Source organism: Comamonas sp., from assembly GCF_036643215.1.
Taxonomy (GTDB): Bacteria; Pseudomonadota; Gammaproteobacteria; order Burkholderiales; family Burkholderiaceae_C; genus Comamonas.
In genome coordinates this window covers 10,849-24,643 of sequence record NZ_JAVXSJ010000035.1, presented here as the reverse complement: position 1 = coordinate 24,643, position 13,795 = coordinate 10,849, and the positions used below count along the sequence as shown (strand labels likewise).

Annotated in this window: 10 protein-coding genes and 1 pseudogene; 8 read left to right on the top strand and 3 right to left on the bottom strand. The window is 57.7% G+C overall.

Going from position 1 to position 13,795, the window contains the following annotated elements; genetic code table 11:
* From RSF91_RS17345 to prpC, 3 genes are all read right to left on the bottom strand, one after another.
* A partial coding sequence (locus tag RSF91_RS17345) for an aconitase family protein (RefSeq protein WP_332569595.1) occupies positions 1-786 on the bottom strand: 786 nt, incomplete at its 3' end.
* Positions 787-832: 46 nt separating this feature from the next.
* Entirely contained in the window at positions 833-1,282 is a 450-nt protein-coding gene (locus RSF91_RS17340) for a GntR family transcriptional regulator (protein WP_332569594.1), read from the bottom strand.
* Between the two features lie 17 nt (positions 1,283-1,299).
* Positions 1,300-2,484 carry a bifunctional 2-methylcitrate synthase/citrate synthase gene (gene prpC / locus RSF91_RS17335; protein WP_332569593.1) on the bottom strand — a complete coding sequence of 395 codons (1,185 nt, stop codon included), beginning with the start codon at positions 2,482-2,484 and terminating at the stop codon, positions 1,300-1,302.
* 167 nt (positions 2,485-2,651) lie between these two features.
* Here prpC and RSF91_RS17330 point away from each other — a divergent pair, with 167 nt between their 5' ends.
* The 8 genes and pseudogenes from RSF91_RS17330 to RSF91_RS17295 all read left to right on the top strand — a co-directional run.
* Positions 2,652-4,100, top strand: coding sequence for a short-chain fatty acyl-CoA regulator family protein (locus tag RSF91_RS17330; protein WP_332569592.1), 1,449 nt, complete (start codon positions 2,652-2,654; stop codon positions 4,098-4,100).
* Between the two features lie 67 nt (positions 4,101-4,167).
* Positions 4,168-4,283, top strand: a pseudogene (locus RSF91_RS17325) (transposase); the annotation flags it as partial.
* A gap of 692 nt (positions 4,284-4,975) precedes the next feature.
* Positions 4,976-6,451 (top strand): TolC family outer membrane protein, encoded by a 1,476-nt coding sequence (locus RSF91_RS17320; protein WP_332569591.1) that lies wholly within the window; start codon positions 4,976-4,978, stop codon positions 6,449-6,451.
* A 40-nt stretch (positions 6,452-6,491) separates the two neighbouring features.
* Positions 6,492-6,737 carry a hypothetical protein gene (locus RSF91_RS17315; RefSeq protein WP_332569590.1) on the top strand — a complete coding sequence of 82 codons (246 nt, stop codon included), beginning with the start codon at positions 6,492-6,494 and terminating at the stop codon, positions 6,735-6,737.
* A gap of 12 nt (positions 6,738-6,749) precedes the next feature.
* Positions 6,750-9,029, top strand: coding sequence for a type I secretion system permease/ATPase (locus RSF91_RS17310; RefSeq protein WP_332569589.1), 2,280 nt, complete (start codon positions 6,750-6,752; stop codon positions 9,027-9,029).
* A 74-nt stretch (positions 9,030-9,103) separates the two neighbouring features.
* Entirely contained in the window at positions 9,104-10,456 is a 1,353-nt protein-coding gene (locus RSF91_RS17305) for an HlyD family type I secretion periplasmic adaptor subunit (protein WP_442878882.1), read from the top strand.
* 35 nt (positions 10,457-10,491) lie between these two features.
* Positions 10,492-11,130 carry a response regulator transcription factor gene (locus RSF91_RS17300; RefSeq protein WP_332569587.1) on the top strand — a complete coding sequence of 213 codons (639 nt, stop codon included), beginning with the start codon at positions 10,492-10,494 and terminating at the stop codon, positions 11,128-11,130.
* Between the two features lie 276 nt (positions 11,131-11,406).
* The coding region (locus tag RSF91_RS17295) for a retention module-containing protein (protein ID WP_332569586.1) at positions 11,407-13,795 on the top strand (2,389 nt) is incomplete at its 3' end.

Genomic DNA, 13,795 nt, shown 5'->3' with positions numbered 1-13,795 from the left:
GGCCAGCACGATATCGGTCGCAGTGATACCGCTCTGGCGTTTTCCGGTGAGCTTCACACCAATGATCTCGGGCAAGCGCATCCACGATGCCCGGCCAAGCATGACGTTTTCAGCCTCCAGCCCGCCCACGCCCACGGCGATCACGCCCAGCGCATCGACATGAGGTGTATGGCTGTCAGTGCCTACCAGTGTGTCGGGATATGCTTCTCCATTGATAGCATGGATCACAGGACTCATGCGCTCCAGATTGATCTGATGCATGATTCCGTTGCCCGGTGGAATCACTTCCACATTCTTGAACGAGCGCTTGCACCAGTCGATGAAGTGAAAGCGGTCTTCGTTGCGGCGGTCTTCGATGGCGCGATTTTTCTCGAAAGCATCGGGGTCTGAGCCACCGCATTCAACGGCAAGCGAGTGATCCACGATCAGTTGCACAGGCACGACAGGGTTGACGGCAGCGGGGTCACCGCCCTGGTCGGCAATTGCATCACGCAAGCCAGCCAGATCGACCAGCGCCGTCTGGCCCAGGATGTCATGGCAGACCACGCGGGCCGGAAACCACGGAAAGTCGCGCTCGCGCTTGCGTTCAATGATTTGCGTCAGGCATTCGCTAAGGATGGCGGGATCACAGCGGCGCACCAGGTTTTCTGCATGCACGCGGCTGGTGTAGGGCAAGGTGGCCCAGGCACCAGAGCAGATATCTTCTACAGCGGCTTGCGCATCAAAGTAATGCAATTGACTGCCTGGCAGCTGCTTGCGGTAGTGATCAGTTTGGGGTTTGCTCATTGTTCTGTTCTGTTCTGTTCTGTTCTGTTCTGTTCTGTCTCGGGTTTCAGAGCGCCAAAGCGGCGTGCTGGTGCACTGCTTGAGGGGTGGAAAAGCTCACAGGTCTATTCGCTGTAGGTCCAAGCGCCAAATGCAGCCTTGCCTGTGCCACAGCATGCAAACGCTCGGTCAGCTCTGTGCAGCGATTGAGCGGCTGGGCTTTTAATTGCGACAAGTGCTGAGCAAGCAGATGGCATAGCAGCCGGGCCTCAGCCACCTGCGCGGCAGAGAGCTGAGTGACGGTCATGCCTCGCCTGGGTTGCGCTGTCAGCAGTCCTTCGTGACACAGCAGTTTCATGGCCTCGCGTACAGGTGTACGGCTGACGCCAAATTCCTGGGCCAGCACTCCATCATTGATGTCACTGCCTGGCGGTATCTGGTGACTAAGAATGCGTTCACGCAGTTTGCTAGCGATGGCGATGCACAGTGATTGGGCTTGCATGGGCTGGGCAGTCATAGCTTTTTGGCAAGGGCTTACTGGCGCTCGTCAATGGGAACGAACTTCAAATCATCCGGGCCGGTGTAATTGGCGCTGGGGCGGATGATCTTGTTGTCCTGACGCTGCTCAATGATGTGTGCGGCCCAGCCGCTGGTGCGGGCAATCACAAACAGCGGTGTGAACATGGCGGTGGGTACGCCCATCATGTGATAGCTGACGGCGCTGAACCAGTCGAGGTTGGGGAACATATTCTTGACTTCCCACATCACCGATTCCAGGCGTGCAGCGATGTCATACATCTTGGTGCTGCCCGCTTCATCAGAAAGCTGTTTGGCCACGCCCTTGATGACCACGTTACGCGGGTCGCTGACGGTATAGACAGGGTGGCCAAAGCCGATCACGACTTCCTTGGCCTCCACGCGACGGCGAATATCCGCCTCGGCTTCGCTTGGGTTGTCATAGCGCTTCTGGATTTCAAACGCCACTTCGTTGGCTCCGCCATGCTTTGGGCCACGCAATGCACCAATCGCGCCGGTGATGGCTGAGTACATATCACTGCCCGTCCCTGCCACAACGCGGGCGGTAAAGGTGGATGCATTGAACTCGTGCTCGGCATACAAATTGAGCGAGGTATGCATGGCGCGCACCCAGCTATCCGAAGGCGTGATGCCATGAAGCAGGTGCAGAAAATGCCCGCCTATGGAGTCGTCATCGGTTTCCACCTCGATGCGACGGCCCGAGTTGCTGAAGTGGTACCAGTACAGCAGCATGGAGCCCAGCGAAGCCATCAGACGATCGGCAATATCGCGTGCTCCGGGCAGGTTGTGGTCATCCTTTTCAGGCAGAGCGCAGCCCATGGCTGATACGCCGGTACGCATCACATCCATGGGATGGCTGGCGGCTGGCAGTTGCTCCAATGCCACTTTCACGCTGGTGGGCAGGCCGCGTAAAGCCTTGAGCTTGGTCTTGTAGGCTTTGAGTTCAGCCCGAGTGGGCAGCTTCCCGTGCACCAGCAGGTGGGCGATTTCTTCAAATTCGCAGACCTCGGCAATGTCCAGAATGTCGTAGCCGCGATAGTGCAGGTCGTTGCCTTTTTTGCCGACGGTGCACAGCGCCGTGTTGCCTGCGGTCACGCCAGATAGTGCGACGGATTTCTTGGGCCTGAAGCTTGTTGATGCTGTGCTGCTGGAGGGGGCGGTAGGTTCGGCCACGATGCTCATGCGGGTCTCCTTGGTGTGATTGAAAAAGCAGTTTTGTCTGCGATACTTCGCAATCTACGCATTTGTGCTTCAGAGAACTAGAGCTGAATTTGCGAATGATTGCGAAGAAGAAATCGCATATTTGCAAAGTTTGCGAATTTTCGAGAGCAATAAGAAGGAGCGATGAGATGGCCAAAACTTTCATGGGCGTACGCCTGCGCAGCTTGCGCGCCGAGCGCGGAATGACACAGGCTGCGTTGGCGCAGGCGCTGGATATCTCGCCCAGTTATCTGAACCAGATCGAGCAAGATCAACGGCCGCTCACCGTACCTGTGCTGCTCAAGATCCACAAAGTGCTGGGCGTGGATATTCAGCAGTTTTCGGAAGACGAAGAAGCTCGCTTGCTTGCTCAGTTGCGCGATGTGCTGGCAGCCTTGCCCCAAGCTGATGGCGTTGTGCCATTGCCCGAGTTACGCGAAGTAGCGTCGAAACTGCCGCAATTGGCCCAAGCATTGCTAGCCATGCATCAGCGCCATCTGGCCGATGCTGAGCGGTTGGACGCGCTGACCGCTCGTCTGGGCGATGGCCGCTCTGATCTTGACGGGGGCGGCGTTGCTCTTGGCGGGTCAGCAAGGCGAATGCCGTTTGAAGCCGTACGTGATTTTTTCTTTGCTCACCGTAATTACTTCGATGCGCTAGATCGTGCGACGGAAGCCCTAGCTAAACAGGCCAGAGAGCAGGGCGGTAGCATGCAGGAGTGGCTGCAGCATCGCTTGCAAGCGCAGCACAAGGTCTTGGTAGTGCGTGCATCCAATGCAGCGGATGTGGGCCAGGATCACAGACACCGCCGCTTTGATGCGGGCACACGCACGCTTTATGTCGCACCGCAATTGAGTCCAGCGCAGCAAGCGTTTCAACTCGCCACTCAGTTGGCCCTGCTGGAGTTCGCCCCCTTGATTGAAGAGGCTCTTCAATCCACTCCATGGCAGGATGACGCTACAAGACGCTTGGCTCGCACAGGTCTGGCGAATTACGTGGCTGGCGCTTTTGTTCTTCCTTATGGAGAGTTTTTGCAAGCTGCAGAGAGCCTGCAATACGACATAGACCTGCTGGCGCGACGCTTTGGCGTGGGGTTTGAGACTGTTTGCCATCGTCTCTCCACTCTGCAGCGAGCCGATGCACCGGGCGTACCATTTTTCTTCATTCGGGTGGATCGCGCTGGCAACATCAGCAAGCGCCAATCGGCCACGCATTTTCACTTCTCCAAGACTGGCGGTACTTGTCCGCTATGGGTGGTGTATGAGGCGTTCACCCAGCCCGGTCGCATCGTGCCGCAGCTAGCATCCATGCCAGATGGACGCGTGTACTTGTGGATTGCTCGCACCATTAGTCATGAGGGAGCAGGCTGGGGCGCTCCTGGTAAGACTTTTTCCATTGGACTCGGCTGTGACTTGCAGCATGCGGCGCGGTTGGTTTACTCCAGAGGGCTAGATCTGCGAAATGTCGATGCCGCCACCCCCATTGGCATGGGATGCAAGGTCTGTGAGCGCAATGCCTGCCCGCAACGGGCCTTCCCGTTTGTGGGCAAACCTCTGAAGGTTAACGAGAACGAAAGCGGATTTGTGCCTTACGGGTAGCTGTGCAGCATGCAAATAGCTCACTTTGAAGCGCGGAAGCTTCAGGAAATTGATTCATCTGAGCGACTTGAGCATCTGGCTAGACAAGAACATGCACTGGCTAGCAACCCCCAGAAGGAAAGCCTGGCCGCAGCAAAACCTTCTCAGATGCTGTCATCCAGTATTGCCTGACCGTCATTCAGCTTGCCTTTGCGCTAGACCTTGGGCGTTGTGCAGTCGCTGCTGAGCATGGCTGGTTGCCTTGGTCCTCGCAGAATGCACCGCTATGGTGCAGAAATTTCTATCAAACGGCCGTGATATCAGACCCGTTACCACTGGAGCGTTTTACTCAACGCCACTTCTGTGTTTTTGAAACAATTGTTATCAAATGCTGTGCTAAATTTAGTCCTGAAGTCATTTGTTTAATGGTGTTGTAGGAGATCTTCCATTAACGCAGGCTTCGTATGCAAGGTTATGCGTAAAGAACACCGGCCGGAAGCCGGAGGCTCCGCCTTGCTAATGTGGAAAGGATCATCTCCAAATGCGCTGTGCCTAGCCCTTATTAGCTTCACAGCCTGTCTTCACCATGGTTGAGTGGGGCCTGCCGGTAGTCTCTGGCACTCCGGGCAACAGAAGTGCATCTTTGCGCTTGTCGGCAATTATTTAAACAGTATTGCGACGTGGTAACGGGCAGCCAAGGTTGTGACGCGAGTCTCAGGTTTCCGATCAGGGGCCTGAATTGCATGCGGTGCCGTTGCTGCGCCGCTGCCGGTAAATACCAATTAACAAGGCTTCTGCCGGAACGAGGAATGAGTGTTCTTGCCGATGAATCTCGTCAGACCGCTGACGGGGCGGGCGTCGTTTTGTTCGCTTGGAGCCGACCTGGAGGGGAAACAATGAAATTCAATCAAATCGCTCAAATTCTGGCCGCAGTGGGCATGGCTTCGTGGACTGCTGGTGGCATGGCGCAAACGCCTTTGAATGCACAGCAGGCCCATGAGCAGGGCGCTGCGTTGCAAAAAGTGGTGGAGCAGGTGCTGATGACGAACCCTGAGGTGCAGGCACGTTTTCACGACCTGAATTCGTCCATGGAAGGTCAGAACGTGGCCCGCGGCGGCTGGCGCCCTCAGGTCACAGCACAAGGCTGGCTGGGGCGCGAATGGCGCAGCCATATTCAGGATTCGCCATCGCAGGACTGGAACCGTCCTGGCTGGAATCTGCAGTTACGCCAGCTGATTTTTGATGGCTTCACCACCAGCAGCAACATTCGCCAACTGGGTTTTGAGAAGCTGGCGAAGTTCTATGACCTGCGCGCAACGACAGAGAACCTGGCCAACGATGCCGTAGCCGCCTATCTGGATGTGCAGCGTTACCGCGAGATGGAAAAGCTGGCACGTGAGAATTTTGGTACGCACCAGACGACACTGAGTCAGCTGCGTGAGCGCCAGCAGTCTGGCGTGGGCCGCGGCGTGGATATGGAGCAGGCCAGCGGTCGTTTGTCTCTGGCTCAGAGCAATCTGATGACGGAGAGCAACAACCTCAACGATGTCATGCAGCGCTATCGTCGTGTGGTGGGTGAGTACCCTGCCGCAACGCTGGACCCTGTGCCTGATGTGACTGGCAAGCTGCCTGTTTCTGGTGCTACCAAGGATTTTGGTGACTCGCTGCGCGCAAGCCCTTTGCTGCTGTCCAAGCAGGCGCTGGTGCAGGCTGCAGAAGCGGGCCAGAAATCTGCCAAGGGCGCACATAGCCCAAAGCTGGAACTGCTGGCGTCAACAGGTCGCGATCGTGACCAGAATTCGCCCGCTTACTGGGATGTGCAGAGCTCGCGCGTGCAGCTGATGCTTACCTACAACCTCTATCGCGGTGGCGCGGATGAGGCGCGTTTGCGCCAGACCATTGCTCAGGGCTATGCCGCGCAGGACGTGCGTGACTACACTTGCCGCAATCTGCAGCAGGAGCTTTCCATCAACTGGAACAACATGGCTCGTCTGCGTCAGCAAATGCCTTTCTTGCAGGAGCATGTGCTCTCCACCTCCAAGGTGCGCGTGGCGTATCAGCAGCAGTTCAAGATCGGCCAGCGTTCGCTGCTGGATGTGCTCAATACCGAAAACGAGTTGTTTGATGCGCAACGCGCCATGGTCAACGCGCAGTACGATCTGAAGAAGGCGGAGTACCAGTGGTTGACCCTGTCCAGCCAGATTTTGCCGGTGCTGGGTCTTGCGCAGCCGCACAGCGACAGCCGTCCTGAAGAGCAGCAGGCGTTGACTCTGCCCGACGACCTGCTGCGCAGTTGCAAGTCCTCGGTGCCTGATACGACCAACCTGGCGCCTGTGGCTGTCAATGGCGCTGCTGGAACCTCTGGCCGCTAGTCAAAAAATGGGGTGCCTTGTGCACCCCTTGTAGAAGTTGATGGACAAGATGGACAAAAGCGATTTACCGCCCTCAGGGCAGTCTTCCTGGCAAGAGCTATCGGCTCTGGACGCGGATTTCATCCGTGTGCTGGAGGACTTGATCGACGCCTTGCTAGCCAATGGAACCCTGCGCCTGACGGATCTCCCCCCGCAGGCGCTGGAGAAGTTGAGTCAGCGAAAGCGTGTGCGCCAGCGTTTGCGCAATTCGCTGGACTTGATTGATGACGGTGAAGAGCTTTTATAGGTTAAGTTGAAAATGTCGAAAACAGACTTCGCACCCTCGCTGGCGCCGGGGCATGTCACGGAAGAAGCTGCTCAGAAGGTTCCTGATGCTGAGCGAAAGGTGGCTTCGCCTGACTCCTCAGGGGCTGCTTTTTCTCAGGCGGCTGGCTGGCGCATTCCTGCGCATGAAACCCATGCCGACCCTTTGCTGGATTGTTTGGTGCAACTGACTCAGTTGCATGGCAAGCCCTATACCGCGCAGGCGTTGAGTAATGGTTTGCCGCTGGTGAACCAGCGTTTGACTCCATCGCTGCTGGCCCGTGCTGCGGCGCGGGCGCAATTCACTACGCGGATTGTTGAGCGTGGCTTGGCAGATGTGCCCGAAGGGCTGCTGCCGGCCATTTTGCTGCTCAACGGCAATCGTGCCTGCCTCTTGCTCAAGAGTCTGGGTAACGAGCGCTTTTTGCTGCAGTACCCCGAGTCTGAAAGCCCGGTGGAGGTCGATGCGCAGGCTTTGCGGCAAGACTATGCGGGGCTGATGTGCTTTGTGCGCCCGCAGTTCCGGTTTGAGCAGCGCTCTGTGCAAAAAGGCGTGGAGCCGCGCAGCAGCCATTGGTTCTGGGCTGTTGTGCTGGAAAACCGCCGTCTGTACCGCGATGCGCTGCTGGCTGCCGTGCTCATCAATATCTTTGCACTGGCCATGCCCTTGTTCAGCATGAATGTGTATGACCGCGTAGTGCCCAACAACGCGGTAGAGACATTGTGGGTGCTGGCCATTGGCATTTCACTGGTGCTGATCTTCAACTTTGTGCTGACGACGGCGCGTGCCTATGTGGTGGATGCTGCCAGCAAGCGGGTCGATGTGAAGCTGTCGGCACAGATCATGGAACGCGTGCTGGACTTGCGCATGGAGAGCCGACCCGCATCCGTTGGCTCGTTTGCGGCCAATCTGCGCTCGTTTGAGTCGGTGCGCGACTTTATTGCCTCTGCAAGCCTCACGACCTTGGTGGACTTGCCCTTCGTGCTCCTGTTTTTGGTGGCAATCGCCTGGGTGTCGCCGTGGATGCTGATTCCGCCGGTGGTCGCCATTGCAGCCATCTTGCTGGTGTCCTTCTGGGCGCAGGCGCGTATGGAGGCGCTGACGCTCAAGACCTTTCAGGCCTCATCGCAGCGCAATGCCTTGCTGGTCGAGTCGCTCACCAATCTTGAAGCGGTAAAAACGCTCAATGCTCAAAGCGGTGTGCAGCGCTTGTGGGAAAGCTCCACGCAGTACATCGCCTATATGGGTGGCAAGATCAAGTTCATCTCCTCGGGCACGGTGAACTTTGTGCAGACCTTGCAGCAACTGGTGACGGTGGCGGTGGTCGTCATTGGCGTTTATCAGGTGCAGGATGCAGCGATTTCCATGGGTGGCATCATTGCGGCATCCATGATTGCGGGGCGCTGCCTTGCGCCGTTTGGCCAAGTGGCGGGGCTGATGATGCAGTACCACAATGCCCGCACCTCGCTTAGCTCCATCGACAACTATATGAAGATGCCGGTGGAGCACGAGGCCGGGCGCGAGTTTGTCTCACGGCCTGATCTGCGCGGTGCCATTGAGTTTCGCAATGTCAGCTTCAGCTACCCTGGCAGTGAGCAGAGCAGTCTCTCTGGCGTGAGTTTTGCAGTGCAGCCCGGCGAGCGCGTTGGCATTATTGGCCGCATTGGCTCGGGCAAGACAACGCTGGAAAAGCTGGTGCTGGGTCTGTATCAGCCCACAGAAGGTGCTGTGCTGATTGATGGCGTAGATGCGCGCCAGATTGACCCGGTGGACCTGCGCCGCGCCATTGGCCATGTGCCGCAAGACCCGATGCTGTTCTACGGCAGCCTCAAGCAAAACCTGCTGGTGGGTGCGCCATTCGCCGGTGAGGCGGATATGCTGCGCGCCGCCCGCGTTGCCGGGGTGGATGAATTTGTGGCCAATAACCCCAAGGGCTACGACATGCTGGTGGGTGAGCGCGGCGAGTCGCTGTCTGGTGGTCAGCGTCAGTCCATTGCCATGGCTCGTGCCTTGATCAATGACCCGGCCATGCTGCTGCTTGATGAACCCAGCAGCAACCTGGACAACCAGAGCGAAGCCCAGCTCAAGCGGCGTTTGCAAGAGGCATCGGCCGGCAAGACGGTGGTGCTGGTCACGCATAGAACAGCGTTGCTGACGCTGGTGGATCGACTCATCGTGATTGATAACGGAAAAATCGTCGCCGACGGCGCCAAGGATCATGTGATCGAGGCACTCAAGCAAGGCCGCATTGGCGGGGCAGGAGCGCGAGCATGAGCGAGTCCGAAGCAATGAAGCAGGATCCATCGGGCAGCTCGTCAGATCAAAAGCCTTCACGTCTGAAGGCGCTGATGGACAGAGGGCAGAGCTGGTTGCTTGATGGCAATGAAGCGGTGGGCACGCACCAGCCTGATGACATGAAGGCTGATGCCCAGTGGGCGGCCGGCCAGCAGCAGGCGCGCGGCTCGCGTCTGCTGATCTGGGTGTCGCTGGCAACGGTGCTGGTGCTGTTGATCTGGGCCAGCCTTGGTTATATCGATGAAGTGGTGCGTGGGCAGGGAAAAGTCGTGCCTTCGCGCCAGGTGCAGGTGGTGCAGAGTCTGGATGGGGGCATCGTCAAGGAAATTTTGGTGCACCCCGGCGAGCATGTTGAAAAAGGGCAGGTCATTCTGCGTATCGACCCGACGCGCTACGGCTCGTCACTGGGCGAAAACAAGGCCGAGCTGCTGGCGCTGAAAGCCAAGGCAGCGCGGCTGCAGGCACTGGCATCGGGCGAGGCTTTCAAGGTGCCAGAGGATGTGCAGGTGGCTGCTCCCCAACTTGTTGAGATGGAGCGGCGCATGTGGGAAAGCCGCTCGCAGGAGCTCAATACCAACGTCAATATTGCACGTGACCAGCTGCGCCAACGCCAGCAAGAGCTGCGTGAAACGCAGGCCAACCGTGATCAGGCATCGTCAAGCTGCAGCCTGACTTCTGAAGAGCTGTCTGTTACCCGCCCCTTGCTCAAGAGTGGTGCGGTGTCTGAGGTCGATTTGCTCAGGCTGCAACGCGATGTGGCACGTTTTTGCGGAGAAGTCCGAGCCGCTGGCGCACAGGTGGGTCGCATTCAGGCAGCGATTCAAGAAGCGGAACGCAAAATTCAGGAGTCCGAGCTGAATATGCGCAACCAGTCCCGCGCCGAGCTGTCTGAAGCACAGGCCAAGCTGGGTACGCTGGAGCAGGGCAAGGTCGCGCTGGAGGATCGCGTGAAGCTGGCCGAAGTGCGCTCACCCGTGCGCGGCACCGTCAATACCTTGATGGCCAATACCGTAGGCGGCGTGGTACAGCCTGGCAAAGACATTCTGGACATCGTTCCGCTGGATGACACCTTGCTGATGGAAGTGCAGGTCAACCCACGCGACATCGGCTTTCTGCACTTTGGCCAAGAAGCTGAAGTGAAGTTCACCGCATACGACTTTGCTATTTACGGCGGTCTGCAAGGCAAGCTGGAGCAGATTGGTGCCAACACCGTGACGGATGAGAAGGGTAATTCTTTCTATGTCGTCAAGGTGCGCACCGAGAAGGCGCACGTGGGCGATAACTCTCGCCCCATCATTCCGGGCATGCAGGCCGAGGTGCACATCCTCACAGGCAAGCGCACGCTGATGCAGTACTTGCTCAAGCCCATTTTGCGCGCCAAGTCCAATGCATTGATCGAGCGCTAGTTCTCATGGATCTTCAACAAATCAAAGGGAGCGGTATGAATACATTGCCTGTTTTGTTGCTGACTCAGGATGCCACCTTGTGGCAGAACTGGCAGCAAATCGCAGGCCCCCAGTGGATGCCTGCGCGCGGCCAAAGTCTGGTGGATCTGCAACGCTGGAAGCAGCAAGGCCGAAGCCTCGTGGTGTTAGATGCCGGCTTACCCCAGCTCCCCGCACACAGCGACGACCGCTGGGCGGAATTGCTGCAAGGCCTGCAAGTTCTGGTGCTCAGCAACCGGCCCGGCGATGAGGAAGGGCGACAACTGCTCTCTCGGGGTGCTTGTGGTTACGCCCATGCGCAGTCGAATGCAGAAGTTCTGTCTCGCATGCTGCAAAGCATGGCTGGCGGCAATATCTGGCTGGGCCGTTCACTGCTGCAGCGCTTGCTGCGCGATGTCGATGCCCGCTTGCCCGAGGTTGAAGTGGATTGGACCGAGCCCCTCTCAGCCCGCGAGCAGGAAGTGGCGCGATACGCATCGCTGGGTGACAGCAATGCCGAAATTGCCGAGCGCATGTCCATCAGTGAACGCACGGTGCGCGCGCATCTGTCTGCTGTGTTTGAAAAGCTGCACGTGCAGGATCGATTGATGCTGACGCTCAAGGTTCACGGCATTGGCCGTAAACAGCTGGCCTGATATTGAACTTCACATAAAAAGTGCCTGTAACGCTTTATTTATAAGCGCTTGAAGCTATCAATACAGTAGTTTTTGCTTCTGTAAAGCCAAGGGCCCGCATATGCGGGCCCTTGGCTTTTGGCGGACTTGATTGATGTAGAAAAGTGAGAAACCGGGCTGTATTGGCTTTGACGCCAATAGCGGCTTTGTGAGCCTATTCCTACTATTCCATCAGAAATATTGGAGAGGTGTCAAAGCACACCCCCGCGACCTAATTCATTGAAGAGGCAGATCATCATGGCAGCTCAAACCGTTCTCGTTACCAAGCTCACTGGCCAGGCATGGATTCGCGACACAGATGGCAATCTGACCGTGATTCACGAGGGTATGCGTATTCCCGCGGATGCCAAGATCATCACCGCCTCCGGGAGCAGCGTGGAACTGCAAGCCGATGGCCAGCCTCCATTGATCGTTGGTGAGAACCAGGATGTGAGCCTCACAGCGGATCTGCTTCAGCCGCCCCAGCCCGAAGAAGCAGCCATAGCCAGCCCCGCCAATTCACAGATCGACCAGATCATCGCCGCCATCAATGCCGGTCAAGATCCCTTTGACAACATCGACCCCACAGCCGCAGGCCTGACGGGCGGCAGCGAAGGCGGCAGCACCTTTGTGCGTCTGAGCAGCATCATTGAGGCGGTTTCGCCACTGGATCTGGCTTATCCACGCATCACAACGCCAGTGCCTGAATTGCCTCGCTATGGTGGTGTGGCGGAGCCTGAGGGTGCAGCCCCTTCGGAGCTACGCCCTCAGGCTCAGGCAGATGTCGGCCGAGTCTTTGAAGATGGTGCTCAACTGCGCGGCAATGTGCTGGGGAATGACCAGTTGGGACAGGGCACGGCTGCACAGCACAGCACGGCGCTCAATGGCTCCGGTCAAGGCCAATACGGTGTGGTGACGCTGAATGCCGATGGCAGCTACGCCTATGTGCTCAACAACCAGCTGCATGCGGTGCAGTCTCTGGCCGTTGGTGAAACACTGACCGAAACTTATACCTACACAGTGACCGATGCAGCGGGCAACACCTCGTCAAGCACTCTGACGATCACGGTCGTTGGCACCAATGACATCCCTGGCATGGCGGGTGATCTGAATGCGAACGTCAAGGAAGACTCAGTGCTGTCAGCACAAGGTCAATTGACGGTGTCGGATGTGGATGCATCGGACACTCACAAGTGGACCGTTGAAAATGGCCAAGGCAAGTACGGAAAATTTGAAATCGATCAAAACGGCAAGTGGACTTATACGCTGGATAACTCCAATCCCTTAGTGCAGGCATTGGGTGAAGGCGAGCAGCGGGAAGAGCGCTTTGAGGTGATAGTGGATGACGGACATGGTGGGATCGATATCAAGACCGTGGTCGTGATCGTTACAGGTACAGCCGATTCAGCAAAGGTTGAAGTCAATCTGGGCGCTGACGATACGGCAGGTCGTGTTTATGAGCACGGGTTGGTGATGGGTGACGAGAGCCGAATTACAAGTGGCCAAGTGACCGTCAAGGCGACTGATGGCATCAAGAGCGTGACTATCGGTGGTACGACCCATGGCGTTGACGACTGGGTGGGGCAAAGCATCACCACGCAAGGTGGCAGCACTCTTGTAATTACAGCGGCTCGGCCAGACGACGATGGTGGCGTCGTGTTGAACTACACCTATACACTTAATCATGCGCAGACCAATGATCCGGATCAGAGCAGTCCGGAAAGCTACACCCTTACCGACACTATCGGCGTGACGGTTCAGGGTGTTGGTGGCAGCTCGGCTAATGGCAACATTGTGATTACGATCGTCGACGATGTGCCTGTTGCCACAGACGATGTGGCCAGTATCACCGCAGACGGCACCAGCGCTGCAGGCAACGTCATCACCGGCACAGCCGATGGAGCAGGCAAGGACGTCAAGGGAGCGGACGGCGCTACGGTCACCCAGGTCAAGTTTGGTAGCACCCTGGCGGATGTGCCCGTGGACGGCACCAAAGCCACGATCGTGGGCCAGTACGGCACGCTGACCATCCAGGCCGACGGTAGCTACAGCTATGTGAGGCATGCGGGCTCGGCAGGCGGCAAGAGCGATGTCTTCACCTACACCCTCAAGGACGGTGACGGCGACAGCGACACAGCGACGCTGAGCATCAGCATTGGCAACAGCACGCCAGAGATCACCAACGTGCCGGACGCAGGCAGTGACGGTACCTCGGTCAGCGAAGCCGGCCTGGTCGGCGGCTCGGCTGCTGGCAACGGCTCCAACGCTACCAGCGGCACCATTGGCTTTACGTCCAAGGACGGCGTCTCTGAAGTCTTGCTGGGCGGAAAGAGCGTCACCAGCACAGACGCCACCAAGCCCACCGACCTGGGCGACGGCCTGAAGGCGTACTACAGCTTCGACGCAGTCACAGGCACGGGCACCATCCACTACAGCTACACGCTGCAAGGCACCACCGTTGGTGACAACACCGGCAAAGACTTTGCGATCGTGGTCAAGGATGCGGACGGCGAGCCCTCGACGGCAGGTAAGCTGCGCATTGACATCGTGGACGACGAACCCAAGGCCAACGCCGACGTGGCCAGCATTGCTGCAGACGGCACCAGCGCTGCAGGCAACGTCATCACCGGCACAGCCGATGGAGCAG

What these genes read in the sequence shown, in the direction of transcription:
- RSF91_RS17305 (WP_442878882.1), top strand. Translation starts at nt 9,104, where the DNA reads ATGGACAGAGGGCAGAGCTGGTTGCTTGATGGCAATGAAGCGGTGGGC.
- RSF91_RS17300 (WP_332569587.1), top strand. Translation starts at nt 10,492, where the DNA reads ATGAATACATTGCCTGTTTTGTTGCTGACTCAGGATGCCACCTTGTGG.
- RSF91_RS17330 (WP_332569592.1), top strand. Translation starts at nt 2,652, where the DNA reads ATGGCCAAAACTTTCATGGGCGTACGCCTGCGCAGCTTGCGCGCCGAG.
- RSF91_RS17320 (WP_332569591.1), top strand. Translation starts at nt 4,976, where the DNA reads ATGAAATTCAATCAAATCGCTCAAATTCTGGCCGCAGTGGGCATGGCT.
- RSF91_RS17315 (WP_332569590.1), top strand. Translation starts at nt 6,492, where the DNA reads ATGGACAAGATGGACAAAAGCGATTTACCGCCCTCAGGGCAGTCTTCC.
- prpC (WP_332569593.1), bottom strand. Translation starts at nt 2,484, where the DNA reads ATGAGCATCGTGGCCGAACCTACCGCCCCCTCCAGCAGCACAGCATCA.
- RSF91_RS17310 (WP_332569589.1), top strand. Translation starts at nt 6,750, where the DNA reads ATGTCGAAAACAGACTTCGCACCCTCGCTGGCGCCGGGGCATGTCACG.
- RSF91_RS17340 (WP_332569594.1), bottom strand. Translation starts at nt 1,282, where the DNA reads ATGACTGCCCAGCCCATGCAAGCCCAATCACTGTGCATCGCCATCGCT.